This window comes from Mesorhizobium sp. B2-2-4 (assembly GCF_006442375.1).
Classification (GTDB): Bacteria; Pseudomonadota; Alphaproteobacteria; order Rhizobiales; family Rhizobiaceae; genus Mesorhizobium.
Genome location: NZ_VFWB01000006.1, coordinates 63621 through 87065, shown reverse-complemented (window position 1 = coordinate 87065; position 23445 = coordinate 63621). Strand labels below are relative to the sequence as shown.

Sequence of the window (23445 nt, the reverse complement as noted above, 5' to 3'; positions counted from 1 at the left end):
CGCCTATCTGAGCTTGAGGGTGGAAAGGCCGACCAGCGCCAGGATGACGGCGATGATCCAGAAGCGGATCACCACCTGGCTTTCGGTCCAGCCGAGCTTTTCGAAGTGGTGATGGATCGGCGCCATTAGGAACACACGCTTGCCGGTCATCTTGAAGTAGCCGACCTGGATGATGACGGACAGGATCTCGACCACGAACAGCCCGCCGACGATGACCAGCACGATCTCGTGCTTGGTGGCGACCGCAACGGTGCCGATCAGCCCGCCCATGGCCAGCGAGCCGGTGTCGCCCATGAAGATCGCCGCCGGCGGCGCGTTGAACCAGAGAAAGCCGAGGCCGGCGCCGATGACCGCGCCTAGCACAACAGCCAGTTCGCCGGTGCCGGGCACGAAATGGATCTGCAGATACTCGGCGAACACCGCATTGCCGGAGAGATAGGCAATGACGCCGAAGGACGCCGCCGCGATCATGATCGGTACGATCGCCAGGCCATCCAGGCCGTCGGTGAGGTTCACCGCATTGCCCGCCCCCACGATGACGAAGCAGGAGAACGGGACGAAGAACCAGCCGAGATTAATCAGGAATTCCTTGGCGAAGGGGAATGTCAGCGACGAGGAGAACGGCGCCTGGCCATTATGCATGATCGCCCAGGCGGCGATGCCGGCGATGACGAATTCGAGCGCCAGCCGTGCTTTGCCGGAAAAGCCGAGATGCGACTGTTTCGTCACCTTCAGATAGTCGTCGTAGAAGCCGATCGAGCCGAAGCCCAGCGTCACCAGCAACACCACCCAGACATAGATGCTCGACAGGTTCGCCCATAGCAACGATGAGCCGATGATGCCGGACAGGATCATCAGTCCGCCCATGGTCGGCGTGCCGGCCTTCTTGAAATGGGTCTGTGGCCCGTCGGCGCGGATCGGTTGGCCCTTGCCCTGGCGCAACCTGAGCGAATTGATGATGGTCGGCCCGAAGATGAAGACAATCAGCGCCGAGGTGATCAGCGCCCCGCCGGTACGGAAGGTGATGTAGCGGAAGACATTGAAGACCGAGATCTTGTCCGCGAAATCGACGAGCAGTGTGAACATGCGCTTTTCGTCCCCGACTTGACCCTAGGTCTGTTTGCCGATTGTCGTTTCAGCCGGGAACTTGCCCAGCAACGCATCGACCAGCTTTGCAAAGCCGATGCCCTTCGACGATTTGATCATCACCACGTCGCCTGGCTTCAGTGCGGCAAACAGAACCGGCTTCAATTCCTCGACGTTGGCGCGGTATTCTGTCCTGATCTCGCCCGGCAGCGCTTCCGCCAGCGCCCGCATCTCCGGACCGCCGAGAAAGACGGTCTGCGTGCCGGTGCCGACGATGAGACCGGCAAGTGCAGCATGCAGCTTGGCCGAATACTCGCCGAGCTCCAGCATATCGCCCAGCACGGCGATGCGGCGGCCTTCGCCCGTCACCGGCGTCGCGTTGAGCAGCGCCATGGCGGCCGCCATCGAGGCGGGGTTGGCGTTGTAGCTTTCGTCGATCAGCGTGATCGGTCCACCGGGGTGGCTTGAAGTCGGGCCACCGGGATGGCTCGAAGTCGAGCCACCGGGATGACGCAGCACATAGCGTTTGCCGCGGCCGCGCTCGGCCGAGAGATCGGCCAGCGCCAGGGCAACCTTGTCGAGATCGGCGCCGACCAGACGGGCCGCGCCGAGGACCGCCAGAATGTTCTGCACCATGTGGCGGCCGGGCGCGCCGATGCGAGCCGTCACCTCGTGACCGCCGATCCTGGCGGCAATGTCGGAATGATCGGCATGGACTTCGCATTTGACCAGTCTGAAGGTTGAGCGCGCGTTCTCGCCGAACCCATAGACATGCTCGACGCCGGCGGCGTGCGCCATCTTGTCGAGAAGCTTGAAACGCGCGTCGTCGCGGTTGAGGATCGCCGCGCCGCCGGGTTCCAGCCCTTCGAAAATCTCGGCCTTCGCCTTGGCGATCTCGTCCAGATTGCGGAAGAAGCCGAGATGCGCCGCCGCGATCATGGTGACGATGGCGACATGCGGCCTTACCATCTTGACCAGCGGCCTGATCTCGTCGGGATGGTTCATGCCGATTTCGAACACGGCATAGTCGCAATCGGCCGGCATTCGCGCCAAGGTGAGCGGCACGCCCCAATGGTTGTTGAACGACTGCGCCGAGGCATGCACCTTGCCGACCGCCGACAGCACGTGGCGCAGCGCTTCCTTGGTGGTCGTCTTGCCCGCCGAACCGGTCACCGCGATGATCTTGGCCTGGGAACGGTCACGCGATGCGACACCGAGCTTTTCCAGTGCCACCAGCACGTCCTCGACGACGATCATCGGCGCCGTCAGCCGGCCAAGCGACGGCAGCTTGCCTTCGGCCACGACCAGCACCCCGGCTCCGGCCTTGATGGCGGCGGTCGCGAAATCATGGCCGTCCATCGCCTCGCCCTTGATGGCGAAGAAGGCGTCGCCCGGCTGAAGGCTGCGGCTGTCGATCGAAATGCCCGATATGCCGTCCGGCATCGGCCCGATCGGTCGTCCGTCCATGGCGGCGACCAGCGTCTCGGATGTCCACAGCAAATTCATGCGGCACGCTCCAGCAGCGCGGCACGGACTTCTTCGTGGTCGGAGAAATGCAGGGTCTCGGTGCCGATCGTCTGGCCTTCCTCATGACCCTTACCGGCCACGATCAGCGTGTCCCCGGCATGCAACATGGCGACGGCCTCGTGGATCGCCGCGCGCCGGTCACCGATCTCGATCGCGCCGGGAGCGGCGGCAAGGATCGCGGCCCGGATCGTCTCCGGCACTTCCGAGCGAGGATTGTCGTCGGTGACGATGACGACGTCGGCGAGCCGCGTCGCGATCTCGCCCATGATCGGCCGCTTACCGCGATCGCGGTCGCCGCCGCAGCCGAACACGACGATGACCCGGCCGGTGGTGAACGGGCGCACCGAGGCAAGCACGTTTTCCAGCGCGTCCGGCTTATGCGCATAATCGACATAGACCGGCGCGCCGTTGGCAGTCGTCCCGACAAGGTCGAGCCGGCCGGGTGCGCCCTTGAGTTTCTCCAACGCCTTCAAGGCTTTGGCGACTGGCGTTCCCGTGGAGATGGCAAGCCCGGCCGAAACCAGCGCGTTGGCTATCTGGAAATCGCCGGCCAGCGGCAGGTCGATCTCGTAGAGCATCCCGTCGGCCTCGACCTCGGCACGCTGGCGGTGGCGCTCATGCTCGACCCGTTTCAGCGTCAGGAAATCGCCGTGGCGGCCGACCGTCAGCACGTCGAGCCTTGCGGCCTTCGCCGCCTGGATGGTTGGCGCCGACCACGGATCGTCGGCGAAGATCACGGCCGGCGCGCCCTTCGGCAGCAGCGCATCAAACAGACGCAGCTTGGCCCGGTGATAGTCCTCGACCGTCGGATGGTAGTCCATGTGGTCGCGGCCGAGATTGGTGAAGCCGCCGGCGGCCAGCCTGACGCCGTCGAGACGGCGCTGGTCGAGACCATGGCTGGAGGCCTCCATGGAGGCATGGGTGACGCCGGCGTCCGCCAGTTCAAGCAACAGCTGATGCAAGGCGACGGGATCTGGCGTCGTCAGCGAGCCATAATCGTTGCGGCCCGGCGCCACCACGCCGGTGGTGCCGATCGAGGCCGCGGCAAAGCCGGCCTGCTCCCAGATCTGCCTGACGAAAGCGGCGACCGAGGTCTTGCCACTGGTGCCGGTGACGGCCACCATCGTCTGCGGCTGTTTGCCGAAATAACGGGCCGCGCTCAGGGCCAGCGCCAGGCGCGGGTCATCGACGGTCAACACGGGAACCGGCAATTCCCCAAGGGCGCTGTCCTTGCCCGCGACGATCGCGGCAGCCCCTCGTGCGGCGGCCTCCGCGGCATAGACGGCGCCATCCGCCTTGCTTCCAGCGAGCGCGAAAAAGACGACGCCGGGTTTAACCTGGCGGGAATCCGAAGAGATGCCGGTAACCTCCAGATCGACGGAAGCTGTTCCTTCGACTGGCAGGATACCGGTTAGATTTTTGAGCTTCATCGAGTTCCGTTCACCGCAACAAAATAGCGCGCAGTTGCCGGCGCGCCCTAAGAATCATTGATAGGAAACCAGCGTTGCACCATTTTCATGGCTGAAATCTGGCTTCACGCCAAGCATGGCCGCGGAACGCCTGATGATATTGCCGGCCATGACCCCGGCATTCGCGGCCGCGACGTCCGTCATGCCCGGCTTTTCCGGGTGCGGAGCATCGGCAATCGTAAACACGAGATATTGCGGATCGTCCATCGGGAATGCGGCGACGAACGTATTGAAATTCAACTCCTTCGAGTAGCGGCCATTGATGACCTTCTCGGCTGTTCCGGTCTTGCCGCCAACGCGGTAGCCGGGGACCCTGGCATTTCTGGCCGAGCCCTTCTCGGCGTTGAGCATGTAGAGATAGCGCATGCCCTCGACCGTTTTGTCGGCTACCACTTTCTTGGCCGCCGCCATCGCGTCCTGCTGGCTGCGGACCAGGAATGTCGGCTCCATCAGATATCCGCCATTGATCAGCGCCGCGCAGCCGACAGCCGCCTGCAACGGTGTCGTCGACACGCCATGACCGAAGGCGATGGTGAACGAGTTGACCTGTTTCCAGACCTTCGGTTCAGTCGGACGGGCGACTTCCGGCAGTTCGGTCTGCATCTTGTCCAAGATGCCAAGACGATGCAGGAATTCGCGGTGCGCCTCGATGCCGACCAGTTCGGCCTCCCTGGCCGACCCGATGTTGGATGAATAGAGGAACACCTCCGGCAACGACAGCACGCGGTTCTTGCCGTGGAAATCGTGAATGGCCTGATGGCCGACCCGGATTGGATGCGAAGCGTCGAAGCGGCTCGCCATCGTCGCCTTGCCGGAATCGAGCGCCATGGCCGATGTGAAGCTCTTGAAGGTCGAGCCCATCTCATAGAGCCCCGCCGACATCCGGTTCAGCCGGTCCTTGTCTTGTGCATTGTAGGGATTGTTCGGATCAAAATCCGGCACCGAGGCCATGGCCACCACTTCGCCGGTCTTGACGTTGAGCACGACGGCGCCCGCGCCCATGGCGCGATAGCGCTCCAGGCCGGCGGCAATCTCGTCGCGCACCACATGCTGGACGCGCAGATCGATCGAGAGCTTCACCGGCTTGAGATCCTTCGCCACCGCCAGGCCCGACGCCTGCAGATCGCTCAGGCCCTGCTCGTCGATATATTTCTCCATGCCGGAGATGCCTTGATTGTCGATATTGGTCAGGCCGACAATGTAGGACGAGGTTTCACCACTGGGGTAGAAACGGCGCTTCTCGGTGCGGAAGCCGAAACCGGGAATGCCGAGCTGCATGATGTCGGCCTGCTGCTTGGGCGTCAGCTGCCGCTGCAGCCAGACGAAGCCGGCGCCGCTCTTCAGCTTATGGTAGGTCTGCTCGTAATCGATCTCCGGCAGCACCGTCGACAGCTTTTCGATCGCCTCGTCGGCGTCGACGATGCGGCGCGGCTCTGCAAACAGCGATGCCGTCTTGATGTCCGTCGCCAGCACCTCGCCGTTGCGGTCGACAATGTCGGGTCGCGAGGCCGTCACCCGGCTCTGCGGGCCGCCCGACATGTCGGGGGTCTGGAAGCCGAGATAGACAAGCCGCCCGGAAATGATCGAGAAGATACCGAAGAACACCGCCATCGTCATGACGATGCGCGCCTTGCCCTTGCCTCCGGTCGCCTTGCGGGCGCCATCGACCACGATCGAACCGTCCTCGGTGGCCCTGGGGCGACGTTTCAGCAGTTTGCCGATCATTGGGCGATGCCTCCGGTCACGATGGGATCCTTGCCGTCCGAGGGTGTGTTGCCGGAATTGTCTGCCATGCCGCCTTGGCGCCCGTTCAGGATGTCCTGGATGTCGAGGGTTTTGGCTGGCAGGTCGCCGAGGCCGACGATCTGGTGCGCGCTGACCGGCTCCAGTTCAAGCTGCGACTTGTAGAGCTCGGCGAGCTTCTGTAGCCGCGATGGCTGGGTGAGCAGGCTCCAGTCGGCCTTGAGCAGGTCGATCGTGTCCTCCTCGTAGCGTATCTCAGCATGGATCTTCTGCACTGCAGCCAATTGGTCCTCGGCCTCGCGCTTGGTTTTGTAGGTCAGGGCCGCCGCCGAGACCATGACGGCGATGAGGACGATGTCGCTGGAACGAAACACGTGCTTACCTCTCCCCCGGCCGCTCGATGCCGGGAAGTTTTGGGCCGGGAAGTTTTGGAAGGCCGAAAATCGAAAAATCGACGGCACGCGCCGGCGCATCGGTGCGGATGGCGGCGCGCAGCCTTGCCGAGCGGGCGCGCGGGTTGGCCGCAGTCTCGGCATCACCCGGCGTCACGCCGCCGCCGGACTTGCTGAAGGTGGCACTGCGTGCCCGTGCCTCCGGCATGTGGCGCGAGCCGCTCGCGGCGTCGGAGCGATCGGCAATGAAGCGCTTGACGATGCGGTCCTCCAGCGAATGGAATGTCACCACGGCAAGTCGTCCGCCCGGCTTCAGCGCCCGCTCGGCGGCGAACAGCGCCTTGGCCAACTCACCGAGCTCGTCATTGACGAAGATGCGCAGCGCCTGAAAGACGCGGGTGGCGGGATGGATCTTGTCCTTCGGCGCCCGGCCGATATGCGTCTCGATGGCGTCGGCAAGCTCCAGCGTGCGCTCGAACGGACGCTTTTCGCGACGCGCTTCGATCATGCGCGCGATGCGCCCGGCGTGGCGCTCCTCCCCGAGGAAGCCGAAGATGCGGGCAAGATCGCCCGGCTTGAAGTTGTTGACGACATCTGCGGCGCTGAGGCCCGCCTGCGCCATGCGCATGTCGAGAGGCCCATCGACGCGGAACGAAAACCCGCGCTCCGCCTGGTCGAGCTGCATCGAGGAAACGCCGATGTCGAGCACGACGCCGTCGGCACTTTCGACATGCTGGTCCAGCATCGAGAATGGCGCCTGCACCAATCGCAGGCGGCCGCCTGATTGGGCTTCGAGATTGCGACCAGCCGCTATGGCATCCGGATCGCGATCAATGGCAACCACGGACGCGCCGGCCGCCAGGATGGCCTTGGTGTAGCCGCCGGCGCCGAACGTGCCGTCGACGATGACGTCCCCTTCCGCTGGCGAGAGCGCCTGCAACACTTCGGCAAGGAGGACCGGAATGTGGCGGGCCGGTCCGCCAACGGCGTTGATATCATCGCCGTGGCCCACCGTCATTCCGGTCGCTCCCCAGGCTTCGTCCCCTGCCGAAGCTGCAAAAGCCGGGCCCGCGCCTGCGCTCCGTAGGCCGCAAGCCGTCCCGGCTCCCAGATCTGAAAGAAATTGCCGCGCCCGACAAAGGCTACTTCCGCCGAAAGGCCGGCATGTTCGCGGATGAAGTCGCTGATCGTGATGCGACCATCCTGGTCCAGCTTCAGGAATGTTCCGTCGCCATGGCAGAAGAACGACATGTCGTCCGCCGTCTGCTGGAACGGATCCTCGAGCGCGATGCGCTGCTCGTAGCGGTCGAGCAGGTCGGGCCCGCCGACATCCATGGCCGGCAGATCCAGGCAACGCAGCGCGTAGAGATCCGAATAGCCGCGTTTCTGAACGACGGCGCGAAAATGCGCAGGAACGGACACCCGCCCCTTCGCATCGATCCTGCTCACCGTGTTCGACAGAAACCGGTCCATCACACGTCACGGCCGCTTGCGCCGCCGCACCCCTCTTCGTCGTGTTGCACGCGCCACCGCTACGCGTTCCCTGCCCTGAACCCGCCTCCGTGACAGGGGCGAAAACCGGCAAACGCGCAGCCGCCGCGGCTGCCCGATTGGCGTACGCTTCACTCTGACGCGGAACGAAGGCTTTGGTATCGATATGGGATATCATGGGGTGTTATGGGCGTCAACGGGAACAGGCTTCACAACATGCAGTCGCGACCGATGGAAGCGGCTTTGAAAACACGTCTCGTCTTTATGGATCATTAAGCCTAACGAAGCGTTTAGAGCCGCTTGGCCCAACCGGACGCGCCTTGTCGCGAGCTGTTGCCGGGCATAGCGTCTCACCACACGTCCAGGGTCACCAAGAGGGTTGGAATGTCGATGTCTGAAACAGCACGGTCGCGCGCCGCGGCTCTTGCCCACCTCCGTCGCAACGCACTTGCCGTCGGCGATTCCATCCCCCTGCCACTCACCATGGCTGCCATCTTTCACGCGCCTGGCGACGCCACCGGTTTCAACCAGTATGGCCGTTTCAGCAATCCGACCTGGGATGCGGTAGAACATATGCTGGCGCATCTGGAAGACGCGCCCTGCGTCGCCTTTCCTTCCGGAATGGCGGCGATTTCGGCGGCATTTTTCGCTGTCCTCAAGACCGGCGACCGCATTCTTCTGCCTTCGGATGGCTATCACACGACAAGGGCACTGGCCGAACGCTTCTTGAAACCACTCGGCATCGCCTACGATGTGAGGCCAACCTCGACCTTCCTCGATGGCGGTTTCGAAGGCTATCGTCTCGCTTTCGTAGAGACGCCCGCTAATCCGGGGCTGGACATATGCGATATCGCGGCGGTGGCCGCGGCCGCACACAAAGCGGGCGCACTGCTTGTCGTTGATAATACGACCATGACGCCTTTCGGCCAGCGCCCGCTCGACCATGGCGCGGATATTGTCATCGCCGCGGACACTAAGGCGCCCAACGGCCACTCCGACGTGCTGTTCGGCCATGTCGCGAGCCGCAACGCCGACATCATCGCCGCGGTGACGGATTGGCGCGAAACGTCCGGCGGCATTCCAGGGCCGTTCGAAGCGTGGCTTGTGCATCGTGGCCTCGAAACGCTCGACGTGCGCTTCGACCGCATGTGCTCCTCGGCGGAAGTGATCGCGCGGCGCCTGCAAGGTCACCCGGCGATCACGGGCCTGCGCTATCCCGGCCTGGAAGGCGATCCTTCGCACAATCTTGCCCGTGCCCAGATGGAACGCTTCGGCTTCCTTGTTTCCTTCGAACTCGCTTCGGAGCAGAAGGCCGAGGATTTCATCAACAACTGCGAATTGATGCAGGCCGCGACATCCTTCGGCGGCGTCCACACCTCCGCCGAGCGGCGTTCGAAACGAGGCGATGCGGTATCGCCCGGCTTCGTTCGCCTTTCTGTAGGCTGTGAGCCGGTGGAAGAGCTCTGGAAGGCGATAGAGGCGTCGCTGGACAGGATCGGCGGCTGACCGGATCGGTTATGATCCAAGGTCCTCGGCTTCGATATTGCGATGGCCGTGCAGCACGCGAAGAATTTCGATCGCGTCCACGGGCGACCAATCAAAAGACCTGAATCGACAGGCGCGCCGGAGGGCGCAACCTGCTGATCTCAAAGAACTTTCTCGGGCAGCTTAAAAACTGCCAGCTGGCCTATAAGCCGGGTTCTGTATGGCCCTCGCCCCTTGCGGCGCGAGAACGTGGCGGCCATTCATCTTGGGCGCATATTGCCATGCGCCTCACGCAACCTACCCGGACGGTGAGCCGGAAACAGCCCTCGAGGGTTTCCCCTCGCACCGCCCCTATTCGGTCTTGCTCCCGGTGGGGTTTACCGTGCCGCTCCTGTTGCCAGTCGCGCGGTGGGCTCTTACCCCACCCTTTCACCCTTGCCCCGACCCGGCAAAGCCAAGTCGTGGCGGTTTGCTTTCTGTGGCACTTTCCCTGGGGTCGCCCCCGCCGGCCATTAGCCGGCACCGTGTCTCCATGGAGCCCGGACTTTCCTCACCCGCGGCCTTTCGGCTTTTGCTGGTGCGGCCGCCCGGCCAGCTGGCCAGGCGTATAAAGGGGTTCACGCCACAAAACGCAACTAAAAAAGCCGGTTACGACCGGTTCTTGTCACGCCGGCGACCCGACAGCCGCCAGTTGCACCTTGACCTTGCTGCAATAGGCCGCCGAGACCGGGTTCATTCGGGTGGCGCCGTGGCCGGCATTGTATTTCAGGATCGTGCCGCACGTCGTGCCGCCGCCGAGATCCCGCGCCATGGCAAGATACTTCATGCCGTATTTGATGTTGGTGTCCGGATTGAAGAGCCCATTGGCCGAGCCGCTATAGCCCATCATCCGCGCCGTCGCCGGCTTGATCTGCATCAAGCCGATTTCGCCGGCGCCGCCGACGAGGTTCGGCCGATAGTTGCTCTCGATCTTGATCACGGCGTGAGCGAGCGACGCCGGCACGCCATAGCTTGCGGCGTAACGCGCCACGATGGCCGAATACTGATCGCCACTGGCCACCGCTGCCGTCGAGGCCACTGCTTCCTTGATCCCGATCGATGCCGTCGTCGTTTTGTCGAGGGCCTTGCGGTCTCGTCTGGTCTTCTGTTTTGTGCTCGGCTTCTTGGCCTTGGTCCAGCTCGCCTTCTCCACTTTCGCGGAAGACCGCTTCGCCGCCTTCACATCCTTGCTGCTTTTGGCCGAAATGGCCTTGCCCTTGGCGGTCGCTGCGGCGAGGCCCTGATCGGCCCGTGGGCTCAGCGGCGCGGCGCTCGCCGCCCCGAAGGCAAAAGTCATTACGCCGGCAGCAAGAGCTGCCGTTACAACGGTCAATTTCTGCATGTGATCCTGTTCTGTCTGAACGCGCGAAGATCTCCGCGCGGCATTGCTTGATTAATGTCGGACCATCCGGGGGTTAGACGCCCGACAAACTGTACGGATTGCCCTTTGAGGCCCGAATTGCGCGCAATGAAGGCGGGGCAAGTCACTTTAAGTGACAGTTTGTAACTTAATGTCGGAAAAGCATTACTTGGACGGCATCCTGACCCAGGGTCAAGTTCGGTGGGAAGCGAGCAGCCGTTGAAGCGTGCGCATCGTCGATCCGTCCGCCACTCCATCGATCCGGCGTGGCCGGAAATGACGCTGGAAAGCCTCGACCACGACCCGCGTCTGCTGGTCGAAAACACCCGTTATTTCGACTCCATAGCCGTAGAGCGCCAGCATCGATTGCAGCGCCTCGACATCGGCGCCGGCGTCGCCGGTCTTCAGCACGGCGCCCCGCCTGATCGGTGCTGCCGGCACGAGATGGCCTACGCCGCCCTCGAACAGGGCCCGCCAAGGAAACTTCTCGCCCGGATCGATCTTGCGCCCCGGCGCCACGTCGGAGTGCGCCAGCACCCGCGGGGGGGCAATCGCATGCCGGCGGGCTATTCCGGCGCACAGGCCGATCACCGCATCGATCTGCCGCTTGGGAAAATCGGGATAACCCAGTGAATGTCCCGGATTGACGATCTCGATGCCGACGGAACAGGAGTTGATGTCGGTGCGTCCGAACCACGAACTCTTCCCAGCATGCCAGGCGCGGTCGCTTTCCCGGACCATCTGCACGATATGGCCGTTCTCATGCACCAGATAGTGCGAGGAGACTTCGCTGGCCGGGTCGCACAGCCACGCCTCGGCCCCGGCGCCTGTCGGCATGCCGGTATAGTGCAGCACGATCATCTCGGGCTTCAGCGTCTCGCGCCGTGGCCCGAAATTCGGCGATACCCTGACCTCGGCGCTCGGCTCGTCGGGCAGGAAGCCGCTCATGCGTGCCGCAGGCCCCGCTCGATCATCTCATAGGCGGTGTTGATCGCCGCGAGCCTCGTCGTCGCGATCTTGATGAATTCCTGCGGCAGGCCACGCGCGATCAGCCGGTCCGGATGATTGTCGGAAACCAGCTTGCGGTAGCGTTTCCTGACCTCCTCGAACGGCTTGCCGCGCTCGATGCCGAGCACGACATAGGGGTCGGCCGCACCAAGATTGACGTGCCTGGCAAGGATCGCCTCGTAGTGCACCTCGTCTATGCGGAAGATTTCGGCGATGCGGTGCAGGAACTGGCCTTCACGCTCATGGATCAGCCCGTCGGCCTTGGCAATGTGGAACAGGCCGTCGAGTATATCCTCCAGCATCATGCAGTTCGAATGGCCGGAGCCACAAAGCTGCGCCATGCGCTCGGCATAGGTCTCGAAGCCGGCAACGTCACGTTTGGCCAGATCGTAGAGTCGCGCCACGTTGCGCGTCTCCTTTGGCGGCACCTCGAATATTTCCTGGAAGGCGCGTATCTCGTCCTGGGTGACGACCCCGTCGGCCTTGGCCATCTTGGCCGAGAGCGCAATCATCGCCACCGAGAAAGCGACGCGACGGCGCAAATCCGCATCGCCGGAAAAAACGGTGCGTACAGCCTCGACCACGTCGGCGACGCCCGACGAGGCTGAGGACGAAATCCGCGTGATGAAGTCGCCGAGGCGGTCCCAAATCGACATGGCCGCTTCTTAGAGCCAACCGGTCCCCGCTATCAAGCCAATAACGACCGGCATCATACCTCCGACGACAATCGAACTCGTGTCGGAACCACTACCCGCCTGGGCGAAGGGCCGGCAAGACGCCGGCCCTCGCCAGAACACAGGTACTAATGATTACTGCGCGGGCGCAGGAGCGGGCGTTGCCGGAGCCGGCTCGGCAGGCTTGGTCGAATTATCCGCGGGCGCCGCAGGTTTCATTGGCTGCTCGGCCGGCGGATTGGTGCTCTGGGTGGTGGTGTTATCCGTCCCCGTGCCGCTGTCGCTGCATGCAGCGACGCCGAGCAGCGCAAGCGCGGACACCGACGCAAGAATGAGTTTTTTCATGATATCTCTCCTTCAACACACGCTCACGTTGCAGTGAACGGTCGAGAAGGAAATGCATCACTCAGCCATGGGTTTCGTAACGATGCGTTTCCGCATGTAACATCGCTCGCATCCTCCCCTTGCGCCTCCCCGGGGGTGAAACAGCTTTGCGCTCCCCTGTGCGGATCGCTGTCATCCACCTGTCATAGCCGGGCGTTACCCGCTTGCGGCAAAGCAAATGGGGAATCACCTTGCCATGACGGACGTTTCCGCAGATCTGATCTTTCGCCGTGGCAAGGAAGTTGGAAAAGCCGTCTACCAGAACCGCCCCCTGTCGAAGGCAGGAATTTCCGAACGGCTGTTCGCCTTCCTGTTTTCGGGCCTGGTCTATCCGCAGATCTGGGAAGATCCCGATGTCGACATGGACGCAATGCAGCTTGGCGAAGGCCACCGCGTCGTCACTATTGCCTCCGGCGGTTGCAATATCCTGGCCTATCTCACCCGGTCGCCGGCCAGGATCGACGCCGTCGATCTCAATGCCGCTCACATAGCCCTGAACCGCATGAAGCTGGAGGCGGTGCGCCACCTGCCTTCGCAGGGCGACCTGTTTCGCTTCTTCGGTGCCGCCGGCAACAACCACAATTCTCAGGCTTACGACCGCTTCATCGCGCCGCATCTCGATCCGGTCAGCCGCCACTATTGGGAGCGCCGCAACTGGCGCGGCATCAGGCGCATCGCCGTCTTCGACCGCAATTTCTACCAGACCGGCCTGCTTGGCCTGTTCATCGCTATGGGCCACCGCACGGCTAAATTCTTCGGCGTCGACCCCGCCGGCATCATGCAGGCCAGGAACATTGGCGAGCAGCGCCGCTTCTTCCACCAGGAACTGGCCCCCGTGTTCGAAAAGCCGCTTTTGAAATGGGCGACCTCGCGCAAGGCCTCGCTGTTCGGCCTCGGCATCCCGCCGGCGCAATATGACTCTCTCATCACGTCCGGCGACGGTACCATGGCCAGTGTGCTGAAAGCCCGGCTGGAAAAGCTCGCCTGCGATTTTCCATTGAAAAACAACTATTTCGCTTGGCAAGCCTTTGCCAGGCGCTACCCCCAACCCGGCGAAGCCGCCCTGCCCGCCTATCTTGAAAGGCAGAACTATGAGGCCATTCGCGGCAATGTAGACCGCGTCGCCATTCATCATGCCAATCTGATCGAATTCCTGGCAGGCAAGGACGCGGGTTCCGTCGACCGTTTCATCCTGCTCGACGCGCAGGACTGGATGACCGACGACCAGCTCAATGCGCTGTGGTCGGAAATCACCCGCACCGCCTCCGCCGGCGCGCGTGTCATCTTCCGCACTGCGGCCGAGCCAAGTCTGCTGCCGGGCCGCGTCTCCGCTTCCCTGCTCGACCAGTGGAGCTACGAGAGCGATGCCTCGCGCGAATTCTCCACCCGCGACCGCTCGGCAATCTATGGCGGCTTTCATCTGTACGTGAAGCGCGCCTCATGAGCACTACCGAGCTGCCGACCAATCACGCCGAACTGATGGACGGTGTCTACCGCTGGCAGCGTCACATCTACGACCTGACCCGCAAATATTATCTGCTCGGCCGCGACCGGCTGATATCAGGGCTGGACGTTCCGCCGGGCGGCACGGTGCTGGAGCTCGGCTGCGGCACCGGGCGAAACATCATCCTCGCCGCCCGCAGCTTTCCCGGCGCGCGCTTCTATGGCCTCGACATTTCGGCTGAGATGCTGGAGACCGCGGGCACCGCGATTGCCCGCGAAGGCCTGTCCGATCGCGTCATGCTGGCAAGGGGCGACGCCACGGAGTTCGACGCAAAGGCGCTGTTCGGCCGCGACAGCTTCGACCGTGTCTTCGTGTCCTATTCATTGTCGATGATCGCAGGCTGGGAAAAGACGGTCTCCGCCGCGCTGGCAACGCTCGCTCCGGGCGGTTCCCTGCACATCGTCGACTTCGGCCAGCAGGAAGGCCTGCCGGACTGGTTTCGGACCCTGCTTCGCGGCTGGCTCAGAAAATTCCACGTCACGCCCCGTGAAATGTTGCGCGAGGTGCTGGAATCGGAATCGCGAAAAATCGGCGCAACCTTCCGTTTCCGCACACTTTATCGCGGCTACGCCTGGCTGGCGGTGGTCCGGCCGAGCAGCTGATTGGCTAGCGCAGCACCTTCACCAATGCCCCGACCATGGTCTGCGGCCTGTAGCCCAGCTTGGCCGGCGTCAGGCCGAGCCGCACCACCACTAATTGCTCGGATGGAATGATGGCGACGGTCTGCCCATCATGCCCCTCCATCCAATAGGTGTCCTTGGGCAGGCCCGCCGCCACGCCGGCACCGGGGTTTTCCTCGTCGCCCGGCGCCTCGATCCACAATTGCCCCTTGCTGTAGACTTTCGAGGCCGACGCAGGTTCGCGCATCCAGTCGACGAAACCGGCCGGCAGTATCTGGTTGCCGTTCCAGACCCCGCCCTGCAGCAGGAACTGGCCGAAGCGGGCCCAGTCATGGGCGGTGGCGTAGAGATAGGATGAGCCGACGAACGTGCCCTGTTCGTCGGTCTCGAGCACGGCGCTGTGCATGCCCAGCGGCTCGAACAGCGCGGTGCGCGGCCACGTCAACGCCTTGGCCTTGTCGCCGACCGCATCCTGCCAGAGCCGCGACAGCATCACCGCCGTTCCGCTCGAATAGGAGAACACCTTGCCCACCTCGCCCGTGAGCGGCTTGGCTTCGGCAAAGCCCGCCATGTCGGGTTCGAGATAGAGCATGCGCGTCACGTCGGCGACGTCGCCATAGTCTTCGTTGAATTCCAGCCCGCTCGACATCGCCATCATGTCGGCAAGGCTGATCGCGGCGCGGCCATCGGCCTTCCACGGCGCGAAAAGGCCCTGGTTGGTCATCGCCATCTTGCCGTTCTTGACCAGCGTGCCGACCATGGCGGCATTGACCGTCTTGGTCATCGACCAGCCGAGCAACGGCGTTCGGGCGGAAAAGCCCTCGCCATAGCGTTCCGCCATGACGCGGCCGTTCTTGACCACCACCACGGCGCGCATGCCGGCGCCGGTCATGGCGGCATCGTCGACGATCTTCGCCACCTCCGAGTTCTGCGAGGCTTCGACCCGCTCGCCTTCCGGCCACAGCGCATCCTGTCTTGCCGCCGAGGGTTCGACATGGATCGCCGTGCGCCGCGCCTTGCCGACATCGCCATCCGGAACCGAGGCGCAGCCCAGCCCGTCGCGGAAAACCGCGATGCTCTTGCCGAGGAAGCCAAGCAGGCCGGCGGAGACTGTGCCCCGGTTCTTGTCGACCGAGACCCGCATCAGCTTGAGCAAGGGATGACCGGGCGCCTGCACGTCGATGGCAAGCACCTCGTTGGCGTCGCGCCCCGCGATGAAAACGTTGGAGCAGACGATCTTTGCCGAATAGCCCGAGCCGACCCGGATCAGTTCGGGCGGCGCGAAATAAAGCCACCCAAACAGCGCCACGACCGCCAGCACCACCAGGCCGAGCAGCCGTTTGACGATCTTGGCAATGATCCGCATCTTTCCCGCCCCCGAATCCAGGCTCGATCCATGTCATCGATTTGCCGCCATTGCTTCCGCAAAATCATGGGCCTTGTCGAGCGTCGTCAACCAGATATCAACCATGATCGGCGATCACAGGTGCATGTCGCCCAACAGCGCGCCGCGTTTTTGGGATCACGGCAGGAAACAAAATCAAAGCGCGCCGAAAAAATGCGCGTTTTGGCGATATACCGGGCGATGCTGTGGGGCGATCGTCCGGCGGGGGCCAGACCAAGCGCCGGCCATCAGTGCACAGACCCATCAGCGACCGGCTGCAACCGGCTCGGGAGTTGCGATGCGCCGTCTTGCGGCCCTTTTCATGCTGACGCTGCTCGGCGCATGCTCGACCGTGGAGGATCTGTCGCCACTGTCGCCATCCAGCACCCCTTCGGTTGCGGTGCGCGCGCCCCGCTTCGCCGATTCCAAGCCGCATGAATGGGACAGCGGCGCGCCCTGGAATTACGCAGTTCACGGCACCGACGTCTCAAAATACCAGACCTCGGTCGACTGGCCGACCGCCAAGGCCAGCGGTATTTCCTTCGCTTTCATCAAGGCGACGGAGGGCGGCGACCGTTTCGATGATTATTTCAACGAGCATTGGGCGCGCACCAAAGCCGCCGGCGTTCCTCGTGCCGCCTATCATTTCTTCTATTTCTGCACTCCGGCGGCGGTACAGGCGCGCTGGTTCATCCGCAACGTCCCCGTCGACCGTTCGGCCATGCCGCCGGTGCTGGACATGGAATGGAACCCGAAATCGCCGACCTGCAGGCTGCGCCCCGACCCGGCCACCGTGCGCGCGGAGATGACCACCTTCCTCGAAATCGTCGAGCGGCATTACGGCAAGAAGCCGATCATCTACACGTCGGTAGACTTCTTTGAAGACAACGAGCTGTCGACCTTCCGCGGTTATCCCTACTGGCTACGCTCCGTCGCCGGCCACCCGCGTCAGAAATATGGCAGCCACCCCTTCACCTTCTGGCAGTATACGGGAACCGGCATCGTTCCCGGCATGATCGGCAAGTCCGATATAAACGTCTTCAACGGCAGCCAAGCCGCCTGGGACAAATGGTTGAGGCAGAACACCCGTTGACACCGTGTCAACGGGTGCCAAGCCGCCCGGAGGAAGGGTTGCTGCAGAACACCCGTTGACACCGGGCCTGCCGCCTGCTTTCGACACGGCCGGCGGCCAAGAGTGCAGCCGCCGGTGTTCCGGGGCGACGCGCATCCAGATGGACAGCCAGGCCGCCCGGAATCCTGAATGTCGAAAGGAAGTTTATGCGACTGCGTCCCCAAGCCCTCGCGGTGCTGTTCCTGTGCGCCACGGCCTTGCCGGCAATGGCGCAGGAATGTGGCGGCGACTTCGAAACCTGGAAGCAGGGCGTGGCTGCGGAAGCCAAGGCGGCGGGTGTCGGCCCTGTCGGCCTCGAAGCGCTCGAGGATGCCAGCTTCGACGAGAGGGCCCTGGCGCGCGACCGTGCGCAGGGCGTCTTCACCCAGACCTTCATCGAATTCTCCAACCGGATGATCTCGGCCTACCGGCTGAAGCAGGGCGCGGCGAACATGAAGAAATATGCCGATATCTTCGCCCGCGCCGACCAGCAGTTCGGCGTCCAGGCGCCGGTCATCACCGCCTTCTGGGCCCTGGAGACCGATTTCGGCGCCGTGCAGGGCGATTTCCATACGCTCAGCGCGCTGGTGACGCTTTCCCATGACTGCCGCCGCCCGCAGCTGTTCCGGCAGCAGTTGGTGCCACTGCTGGAATTGATCGACCATGGCGTGCTGCCGGCCGACGTCAACGGCGCCTGGGCTGGAGAGATCGGCCAGACGCAGATCCTGCCTTCGGATTATCTTGCGCGTGGCGTCGACGGCGACGGCGACGGCAAGATCGACCTGCGGGGCAGCGTGCCGGACGTGATCATGACGACGGCCAACAAGGTGCTGTCGCGCGGCTGGAAACGCGACGAGCCCTGGATCCAGGAAGTGCGCGTGCCCGACGAGATGCCATGGGAACAGACCGGGCGCACAAACAAATTGCCGCTGACACAGTGGACGCAGTGGGGTGTTACCAATCCCGACGGCTCGCCGCTGGTCGACAAGGGCCTGAAGGCCGGGCTGGCGCTGCCCATGGGCCGCAAGGGGCCGGCCTTCCTCACTTACGAAAATTTCGACGTCTATCTCGAATGGAACCAGTCCTTCACCTACGCGCTGACCGCGGCCAATCTTGCCGCGCGGCTTGCCGGCGCGCCACCGATCGACCCGCGCAATCCTGAACCAGGCCTCAACAACGAGCAGATGAAGGCTTTGCAGACCAAACTGGAGGCCAAGGGCTATGATGTTGGCACGGTCGACGGGATCCTGGGCACCAACACCCGCGAAGCGATCCGCAAGGAGCAGACGCGGCTGGGATTGCCCGTGGACGGCTGGCCGACGCCGGAGCTTTTAGCGAAGCTGTGAGTAGTAAGTAGTGACGGAGCCATTTCCCTACTCCCTACTCCCTACTTAATCCGCCATCGTCTCCAGACTCGCCAATCCCACCGGCGCGTCGCCTTCGTCGAACGGCGTCGCCACCTCGACGAAAGTGTCGGGATAAAAGCCGTTGAAGCGGGTTCTCAGCGACAGCGAATAGGCACCGATATGGCCGATCTCGATCCAATCGCCGGTGTCGACGGTTTCCGGCAGCCAGAACGGCCGCGACAATATGTCGACGGAATCGCAGGTCGCGCCGCAGACCTTGAACGGCACGATGGTTTTCTCGTCGCCATTGCGCGTGCGGATCGCCGGATCGGGAATGAAGCGTGCCGGCAGCGTGATCTTGCCGGTCCATGAATCCGACAGCGACGCCCAGATGCCGTCATTGATGTAGAGCCGCTTGCCCTTGCGCAACAGCACCCGCACGATCAGCGACAGGCAGCGCGCCACGATCACCCGGCCGGGCTCGGCCACCAGCGGCATCTGGTCGAACTGGTATTCCTTGAGGTCTCCAGAAAGCCGCGACATGATCTGGCCGAGCGACGGCATCGCGACTTGCTTGCGGTTGGGATCATGCCCGTATTCGGCCGGAAAACCGCCGCCGACATCGAGACCGGCCAGGTCGAAGGTCAGCCGGTTGCGCACCCAGTCGGCGGAAGCCAATGCCCTTTCGTAGGTGTCGGGGTCCTCGATCTGGCTGCCGACATGGAAGCACAGGCCGACCTTGTAGCCGGTGCGGTTCAGCCGTTCGGCGAGCTCGACCGCATAGGCCGGGCCGGCGCCGAACTTCTTCGACAGCTCGTAGGCCGCATGGCCCTTGGTCTGCACTCGAACGAACACGCTGATTGCGCCCGGGTCGATGTCGAGCGCCCTGACCACCCGCGTCAGTTTGGTGATCTCGTCCTCGTGGTCGAGCGCAATGACGCGGATGCCGTATTTCTCCAGCGCCAGCCTGATGTCCGACTGCGCCTTGACAGGATGCATGTAGAGCATCTCGGCATCGGCCGAGACCGCGCGCACGGCGGCGAACTCGCCGGGCGAGGCCACGTCGAAAGCGGAGACGCCGGCCTCGACCAGCGTCTTCAGCACGATCTGCTCGCCATTGGTCTTGACCGCATAGGCCGTCTTGCCGGCGAACATGCCCATGAACTGCAAGGCATCGGCCTTCAGCACCTGCGGGCGGAAGCAGTAGACCGGATCGTCCGGGCGAAGCGCCAGTGCCGCCTCGCGGGCATTCTCGAATCGCTGCATGGACGAATCCTTGACCTAGCCTGCGCACAATTAATCCAGCTAGCGGCCAATGAAAACAATTCTGTGTCTCGTGCGCCTGACGGCAGGGCGCTAGGCTTTGTCAGGGGAGACAGGCCATCGGGCAGGTTTCGGGTGGTTCTTGCCTGCGAACCCGATATGGCTTCTGTCTGGCTGCCTGCATTCGGCCGTCCGGGGAGGACGCATCACATGGCAATAGCCGCGACATCAGCACCGCGCGGACCGATGGCGCTCAAGGAGTGGGCGCAGCTTCTGCTGCTCGGCGCGATCTGGGGCGGCTCCTTTTTCTTCGCCCGCATTGCCGTGGCGGAGCTTCACCCGCTGGTGCTGGTATTGTTTCGCGTCGCCATCGCGGCACTCGCTTTACAGCTCTATCTCTTCCTGCGCGGCCCATCCTCCCGCCTTGCCCTTCCTCATGCAGGACTGTTCTTCCTACTGGCCTTCACCAACAACGTCGTGCCTTTTTCGCTGATCTTCGCCGGCCAGACCGAGCTTGGCGCCGGCGTCGCCTCGGTGCTCAATGCGACCACGCCGTTCTGGACGCTGATCCTCGCCAACGCCCTGACATCGGACGAGAAGCTCTCCTGGAACAAGCTGGCCGGCATTGCGCTTGGCGTCGCCGGCACGGCTGTGATGATCGGCCCCGGCCTGGTTGCCGGCCTCGGCGGCCCGGTCTGGGCCAAATTCGCGCTGATCGGAGCATCGTTGTCCTACGGCGTCGCACTGATGGTCGCCCGTCGCTTCAAGGGCGTGCCCTCGCCGGTCATTGCCACCGGGCAGCTGACCGCCTCGACCATCATCATGATCCCGGTCGTGCTGCTTGCGCACGGTCCCGCCGGCCTATTCTCGGCCTCCCCGCCCGTCTGGGCGGCGGTGCTGGCGCTGGCGCTGCTGTCCACCGCCTTCGCCTATATCCTCTATTTCAACCTCGTCGCCTCGGCCGGCGCCACCAACGCCTCCCTGGTGACGCTGATCGTGCCGGTCAGTGCCATGCTGCTCGGTTTCCTGTTCCTCGGCGAGCGGCTGGAATTGTTCGAAATCGGCGGCATGATGCTGATCGGTCTCGGCCTGGTGATCATAGACGGGCGCCTGTTCATCCGCAGGGTAGCGCTGCCATGACATGCCAACGACACGAAGCCGCCATAATTTATTCACAGGTTCGTATCTGGTTTTTGCCTAGAAGTTTCAACGCCTAACGGCGAAAATGAGGTCGCAAACTCCACAATCGCGTCGCAATGCAGCACATTTTCCGCTTGCCTGTGGCACAAATGACCCTAGACTCCGGGCATAGCTCTTTAAGAGGAGGCTATGTCATGGGACTTACGAGGCCAATCAACGCATTGATGATCTGTGCTGCGTTTGCATTCATCGGCGCCCTCATTATAGGCGTTCTTCCCTGAACCCGCCAAAAACGGGGAAGACCAGCACCCAATAATCAACCAGTTTGAAAGGCCGGGTTTTTACCCGGCCTTTCTGCATCTCAAGCCCGGTTCAGGCGGCTGCGGAGCCAGCCACTTCCGCCTCATGCGAGCGGATGCCGATCATGTGGCAGACGGCAAAGACGAGGTCGGCCCGGTTCATCGTATAGAAGTGGAAATCGCCCACGCCCCGCTCGACCAGGTCCAGCACCTGCTCGGCCGCCACCGCCGACGCGACCAACGCATGCGTCTGCGGATCATTCTGCAGGCCGTCGAAACGTTCGGCCAGCCATGCCGGCACCAGCGCGCCGCAACGTGCCGAGAAATTGGCGACCTGGGTGAAATTGTGCACCGGCAGGATGCCCGGCACGATCGGAATGTAGATGCCGGCTCGACGCGCGCGCTCGACATAGCGCTCGTAGAGATCGTTGTCGAAGAAGAACTGGGTGATCGCCCGCGTCGCGCCATTATCGACCTTGCGCTTCAGCATGTCGATGTCGGTGGCGAAGTCGGGGCTTTCCGGATGCTTTTCCGGATAGGCCGAGACCGAGATGTCGAAATCGCCGGCGCTCTTCAGCGCACCGACCAGCTCGGCGCCATTGGCATAGCCGTCCGGGTGCGGACGATAGGCGGTGCCGACGCCCGCGGCCGGATCACCGCGCAGGGCGACGAACCGCTTCACACCCATCTCGGCGAATTCCTGGATCACCGCATCGACCTGAGGGCGCGGGGCGTCGACGCAGGTCATGTGCGCTGCCGGCGTCAGGCTGGTCTCCTTCAGGATGCGGCCTACGGTGCGTGCCGTGCGCTCCCGAGTCGAACCGCCGGCGCCATAGGTCACCGAGACGAATTTCGGCTTCAGCGGTTCCAGTCGGGTGACCGTGTCCCACAGCCTCGCTTCCATCTCGTCGGACTTTGGCGGGAAGAATTCGAAGGAAACCCTGACCTTGTCGCCAATGTCGGGGCGGCGGGAAAAGCGGAACTGGTTCATCAGGCGATTTCCCCTATCGAACTCACTTTGGTCTGCTGGCTGTCATTGGCAGGATCGGCGATCAGCAGGCGCCGGTCGCGGCCAAGCCAGAGCTTGACCGTGAGCCTGGCCTCGGTGCCGCCGCGCGGCTCGAACTCCTGGGCATCTTCGAGATCAAGGCCCGCTTCGGAGAACCACTCGCCGATCTGCCGGTCGGAAAAGCCGAGGCGCATATGCGCGTGCTCGTCGCGCAGGAATTCCAGGGTATGCGGCGCGAAATCGACGATCACCAGCCGTCCGGAAGGGCGCAGCAGCCGCGCCGCCTCATGGACGGCGCGCGCAGGATCGTCGAGATAATGCAGCACCTGATGGATGGTGACGAGATCGAAGGCGTCGCGCTCGACCGGCGGCGAGAAGATGTCGCCCTGCCGCACCTGAGCATTGGAGACGCCGGCCTTGTCGAGGTTGGCGCGCGCGACGGTCAGCATCTCGCGCGACATGTCGATGCCGATGCCGCGCCGGTAGAGCGGCGAGAATATCTCCAAGAGGCGTCCGGTGCCGGTGCCGAGATCGAGCATCGACTGGAACGGCCGCTTGCCGACGAGCTTCATGAGCGCTGCCTCGACCGCACGGTCAGGCACGTGCAGGGAGCGGATATGGTCCCAGCTTGCCGCGTTCTGCGAAAAATACTCCGCCGCGCGGTCCTGCCGCTTGCGCTTGACCGAGGCCAGCCGCTCGAGATCGCGCTCGACCTGCGGATCGGCGCCGCGAATGCCGGCGACCAGCCGCAGCACGAAGTCGCGCGCGGAATCCGTATCCGACAGCCGGAAGAAAGCCCACGACCCCTCCTGGTAACGGCCGATCAGCCCGGCCTCCAGGAGCAGCTTCAGGTGCCGCGACACGCGCGGCTGCGACTGGCCGAGAATCTCGGTAAGATCGGACACGGTGAGATCACCGCGCGACAGCAGCGCCAGTATGCGCAAGCGGCTCGATTCGGCCGCCGCCTTCAATGTGTCCACCATGGTGTCGAGCGCGACATGCATCAGCGTATTCTCTTTGAAAAAGATATAAACATATGTTTATGTCGATTTTCACAGCCTTGCAAGCGCTATGTCGCTTCCGGACAAGAAAATGCCGCAGGCGTGATTTC

The 23445-nt window shown here is 63.4% G+C and carries 21 protein-coding genes and 1 other RNA gene; 6 read left to right on the top strand and 16 right to left on the bottom strand.

Features of this window, described 5'->3' with window-relative positions; all coding sequences use genetic code 11:
• Positions 1–3: 3 nt before the first annotated feature.
• The 7 genes from mraY to mraZ are packed head-to-tail and all read right to left on the bottom strand — an operon-like array spanning position 4 to position 7690.
• A complete protein-coding gene (gene mraY / locus FJ959_RS16455) occupies positions 4–1086 on the bottom strand; it encodes a phospho-N-acetylmuramoyl-pentapeptide-transferase (protein WP_140495211.1) in 1083 nt (360 codons plus the stop codon).
• 24 nt (positions 1087–1110) lie between these two features.
• Positions 1111–2592, bottom strand: a complete 1482-nt coding sequence (locus FJ959_RS16450; protein ID WP_140495209.1) for a UDP-N-acetylmuramoylalanyl-D-glutamyl-2,6-diaminopimelate--D-alanyl-D-alanine ligase — start codon at positions 2590–2592, stop codon at positions 1111–1113.
• Positions 2589–4043 carry a UDP-N-acetylmuramoyl-L-alanyl-D-glutamate--2,6-diaminopimelate ligase gene (locus FJ959_RS16445; RefSeq protein ID WP_140630911.1) on the bottom strand — a complete coding sequence of 485 codons (1455 nt, stop codon included), beginning with the start codon at positions 4041–4043 and terminating at the stop codon, positions 2589–2591. The genes FJ959_RS16450 and FJ959_RS16445 overlap by 4 nt, the downstream gene beginning before the upstream one ends.
• Before the next feature lie 54 nt (positions 4044–4097).
• Complete coding sequence (locus FJ959_RS16440; RefSeq protein ID WP_140630908.1) at positions 4098–5807, bottom strand: penicillin-binding protein 2; 1710 nt, start codon at positions 5805–5807, stop codon at positions 4098–4100.
• Entirely contained in the window at positions 5804–6199 is a 396-nt protein-coding gene (locus FJ959_RS16435) for a hypothetical protein (protein WP_140495202.1), read from the bottom strand. Before FJ959_RS16435 ends, FJ959_RS16440 begins: the two co-directional genes overlap by 4 nt.
• Before the next feature lie 4 nt (positions 6200–6203).
• A complete protein-coding gene (rsmH, locus tag FJ959_RS16430; protein WP_140567380.1) occupies positions 6204–7235 on the bottom strand; it encodes a 16S rRNA (cytosine(1402)-N(4))-methyltransferase RsmH in 1032 nt (343 codons plus the stop codon).
• Positions 7232–7690, bottom strand: coding sequence for a division/cell wall cluster transcriptional repressor MraZ (mraZ, locus tag FJ959_RS16425; protein WP_140495198.1), 459 nt, complete (start codon positions 7688–7690; stop codon positions 7232–7234). The genes rsmH and mraZ overlap by 4 nt, the downstream gene beginning before the upstream one ends.
• A gap of 408 nt (positions 7691–8098) precedes the next feature.
• Here mraZ and FJ959_RS16420 point away from each other — a divergent pair, with 408 nt between their 5' ends.
• The gene (locus tag FJ959_RS16420) at positions 8099–9214 is read left to right on the top strand and encodes a cystathionine gamma-lyase (protein WP_140557586.1); all 1116 of its coding nucleotides are present in this window, start codon (positions 8099–8101) and stop codon (positions 9212–9214) included.
• 168 nt (positions 9215–9382) lie between these two features.
• Here the strand turns inward: FJ959_RS16420 and rnpB are convergent.
• The 5 genes from rnpB to FJ959_RS16395 all read right to left on the bottom strand — a co-directional run bounded on the left by rnpB (position 9383) and on the right by FJ959_RS16395 (position 12619).
• Positions 9383–9792: RNase P RNA component class A (gene rnpB / locus FJ959_RS16415), an RNA gene on the bottom strand.
• A gap of 65 nt (positions 9793–9857) precedes the next feature.
• Positions 9858–10574: a lytic transglycosylase domain-containing protein gene (locus FJ959_RS16410; protein WP_140630905.1), complete on the bottom strand. Its 717-nt coding sequence runs from the start codon at positions 10572–10574 to the stop codon at positions 9858–9860.
• A 210-nt stretch (positions 10575–10784) separates the two neighbouring features.
• Positions 10785–11540, bottom strand: coding sequence for an N-acetylmuramoyl-L-alanine amidase (locus FJ959_RS16405; protein WP_140630903.1), 756 nt, complete (start codon positions 11538–11540; stop codon positions 10785–10787).
• On the bottom strand, positions 11537–12256 hold the full coding sequence (locus FJ959_RS16400; protein ID WP_140495186.1) for a DnaJ family molecular chaperone: 720 nt from the start codon (positions 12254–12256) through the stop codon (positions 11537–11539). The genes FJ959_RS16405 and FJ959_RS16400 overlap by 4 nt, the downstream gene beginning before the upstream one ends.
• Before the next feature lie 153 nt (positions 12257–12409).
• Entirely contained in the window at positions 12410–12619 is a 210-nt protein-coding gene (locus FJ959_RS16395; RefSeq protein ID WP_140495184.1) for a hypothetical protein, read from the bottom strand.
• A gap of 235 nt (positions 12620–12854) precedes the next feature.
• Between FJ959_RS16395 and FJ959_RS16390 the strand changes: the two genes are divergently transcribed.
• Entirely contained in the window at positions 12855–14102 is a 1248-nt protein-coding gene (locus FJ959_RS16390) for a DUF3419 family protein (RefSeq protein ID WP_224680971.1), read from the top strand.
• Positions 14099–14764 (top strand): class I SAM-dependent methyltransferase, encoded by a 666-nt coding sequence (locus tag FJ959_RS16385; RefSeq protein ID WP_140630900.1) that lies wholly within the window; start codon positions 14099–14101, stop codon positions 14762–14764. Before FJ959_RS16390 ends, FJ959_RS16385 begins: the two co-directional genes overlap by 4 nt.
• 4 nt (positions 14765–14768) lie before the next feature.
• Here the strand turns inward: FJ959_RS16385 and FJ959_RS16380 are convergent, their stop codons facing one another.
• On the bottom strand, positions 14769–16148 hold the full coding sequence (locus FJ959_RS16380) for a serine hydrolase (RefSeq protein ID WP_140630897.1): 1380 nt from the start codon (positions 16146–16148) through the stop codon (positions 14769–14771).
• A gap of 316 nt (positions 16149–16464) precedes the next feature.
• Here FJ959_RS16380 and FJ959_RS16375 point away from each other — a divergent pair, with 316 nt between their 5' ends.
• Both FJ959_RS16375 and FJ959_RS16370 read left to right on the top strand, forming a co-directional pair.
• Positions 16465–17259 carry a GH25 family lysozyme gene (locus FJ959_RS16375; RefSeq protein ID WP_140516622.1) on the top strand — a complete coding sequence of 265 codons (795 nt, stop codon included), beginning with the start codon at positions 16465–16467 and terminating at the stop codon, positions 17257–17259.
• A 185-nt stretch (positions 17260–17444) separates the two neighbouring features.
• Positions 17445–18623: a lytic murein transglycosylase gene (locus FJ959_RS16370; protein WP_140516624.1), complete on the top strand. Its 1179-nt coding sequence runs from the start codon at positions 17445–17447 to the stop codon at positions 18621–18623.
• Positions 18624–18668: 45 nt separating this feature from the next.
• On the opposite strand, the gene FJ959_RS16365 is transcribed toward FJ959_RS16370, so the two are convergent.
• On the bottom strand, positions 18669–19889 hold the full coding sequence (locus FJ959_RS16365) for an alanine racemase (protein ID WP_140630895.1): 1221 nt from the start codon (positions 19887–19889) through the stop codon (positions 18669–18671).
• 207 nt (positions 19890–20096) lie between these two features.
• On the opposite strand from FJ959_RS16365, the gene FJ959_RS16360 reads away from it, so the two are divergent.
• The gene (locus tag FJ959_RS16360; protein ID WP_140567395.1) at positions 20097–21026 is read left to right on the top strand and encodes a DMT family transporter; all 930 of its coding nucleotides are present in this window, start codon (positions 20097–20099) and stop codon (positions 21024–21026) included.
• A gap of 372 nt (positions 21027–21398) precedes the next feature.
• On the opposite strand, the gene metF is transcribed toward FJ959_RS16360, so the two are convergent.
• Positions 21399–22316: a methylenetetrahydrofolate reductase [NAD(P)H] gene (gene metF, locus FJ959_RS16355; RefSeq protein WP_140521221.1), complete on the bottom strand. Its 918-nt coding sequence runs from the start codon at positions 22314–22316 to the stop codon at positions 21399–21401.
• Entirely contained in the window at positions 22316–23338 is a 1023-nt protein-coding gene (locus FJ959_RS16350) for a metalloregulator ArsR/SmtB family transcription factor (RefSeq protein ID WP_140567399.1), read from the bottom strand. Before FJ959_RS16350 ends, metF begins: the two co-directional genes overlap by 1 nt.
• Positions 23339–23445: the final 107 nt, after the last annotated feature.

Bases quoted from the DNA above. Each gene is read 5' to 3' on its own strand.
- mraY (WP_140495211.1), bottom strand. From the start codon at position 1,086: ATGTTCACACTGCTCGTCGATTTCGCGGACAAGATCTCGGTCTTCAAT.
- FJ959_RS16450 (WP_140495209.1), bottom strand. From the start codon at position 2,592: ATGAATTTGCTGTGGACATCCGAGACGCTGGTCGCCGCCATGGACGGA.
- FJ959_RS16445 (WP_140630911.1), bottom strand. From the start codon at position 4,043: ATGAAGCTCAAAAATCTAACCGGTATCCTGCCAGTCGAAGGAACAGCT.
- FJ959_RS16440 (WP_140630908.1), bottom strand. From the start codon at position 5,807: ATGATCGGCAAACTGCTGAAACGTCGCCCCAGGGCCACCGAGGACGGT.
- rsmH (WP_140567380.1), bottom strand. From the start codon at position 7,235: ATGACGGTGGGCCACGGCGATGATATCAACGCCGTTGGCGGACCGGCC.
- mraZ (WP_140495198.1), bottom strand. From the start codon at position 7,690: ATGGACCGGTTTCTGTCGAACACGGTGAGCAGGATCGATGCGAAGGGG.
- FJ959_RS16420 (WP_140557586.1), top strand. From the start codon at position 8,099: ATGTCTGAAACAGCACGGTCGCGCGCCGCGGCTCTTGCCCACCTCCGT.
- FJ959_RS16410 (WP_140630905.1), bottom strand. From the start codon at position 10,574: ATGCAGAAATTGACCGTTGTAACGGCAGCTCTTGCTGCCGGCGTAATG.
- FJ959_RS16405 (WP_140630903.1), bottom strand. From the start codon at position 11,540: ATGAGCGGCTTCCTGCCCGACGAGCCGAGCGCCGAGGTCAGGGTATCG.
- FJ959_RS16400 (WP_140495186.1), bottom strand. From the start codon at position 12,256: ATGTCGATTTGGGACCGCCTCGGCGACTTCATCACGCGGATTTCGTCC.
- FJ959_RS16395 (WP_140495184.1), bottom strand. From the start codon at position 12,619: ATGAAAAAACTCATTCTTGCGTCGGTGTCCGCGCTTGCGCTGCTCGGC.
- FJ959_RS16390 (WP_224680971.1), top strand. From the start codon at position 12,855: ATGACGGACGTTTCCGCAGATCTGATCTTTCGCCGTGGCAAGGAAGTT.
- FJ959_RS16385 (WP_140630900.1), top strand. From the start codon at position 14,099: ATGAGCACTACCGAGCTGCCGACCAATCACGCCGAACTGATGGACGGT.
- FJ959_RS16380 (WP_140630897.1), bottom strand. From the start codon at position 16,148: ATGCGGATCATTGCCAAGATCGTCAAACGGCTGCTCGGCCTGGTGGTG.
- FJ959_RS16375 (WP_140516622.1), top strand. From the start codon at position 16,465: ATGCGCCGTCTTGCGGCCCTTTTCATGCTGACGCTGCTCGGCGCATGC.
- FJ959_RS16370 (WP_140516624.1), top strand. From the start codon at position 17,445: ATGCGACTGCGTCCCCAAGCCCTCGCGGTGCTGTTCCTGTGCGCCACG.
- FJ959_RS16365 (WP_140630895.1), bottom strand. From the start codon at position 19,889: ATGCAGCGATTCGAGAATGCCCGCGAGGCGGCACTGGCGCTTCGCCCG.
- FJ959_RS16360 (WP_140567395.1), top strand. From the start codon at position 20,097: ATGGCAATAGCCGCGACATCAGCACCGCGCGGACCGATGGCGCTCAAG.
- metF (WP_140521221.1), bottom strand. From the start codon at position 22,316: ATGAACCAGTTCCGCTTTTCCCGCCGCCCCGACATTGGCGACAAGGTC.
- FJ959_RS16350 (WP_140567399.1), bottom strand. From the start codon at position 23,338: ATGCATGTCGCGCTCGACACCATGGTGGACACATTGAAGGCGGCGGCC.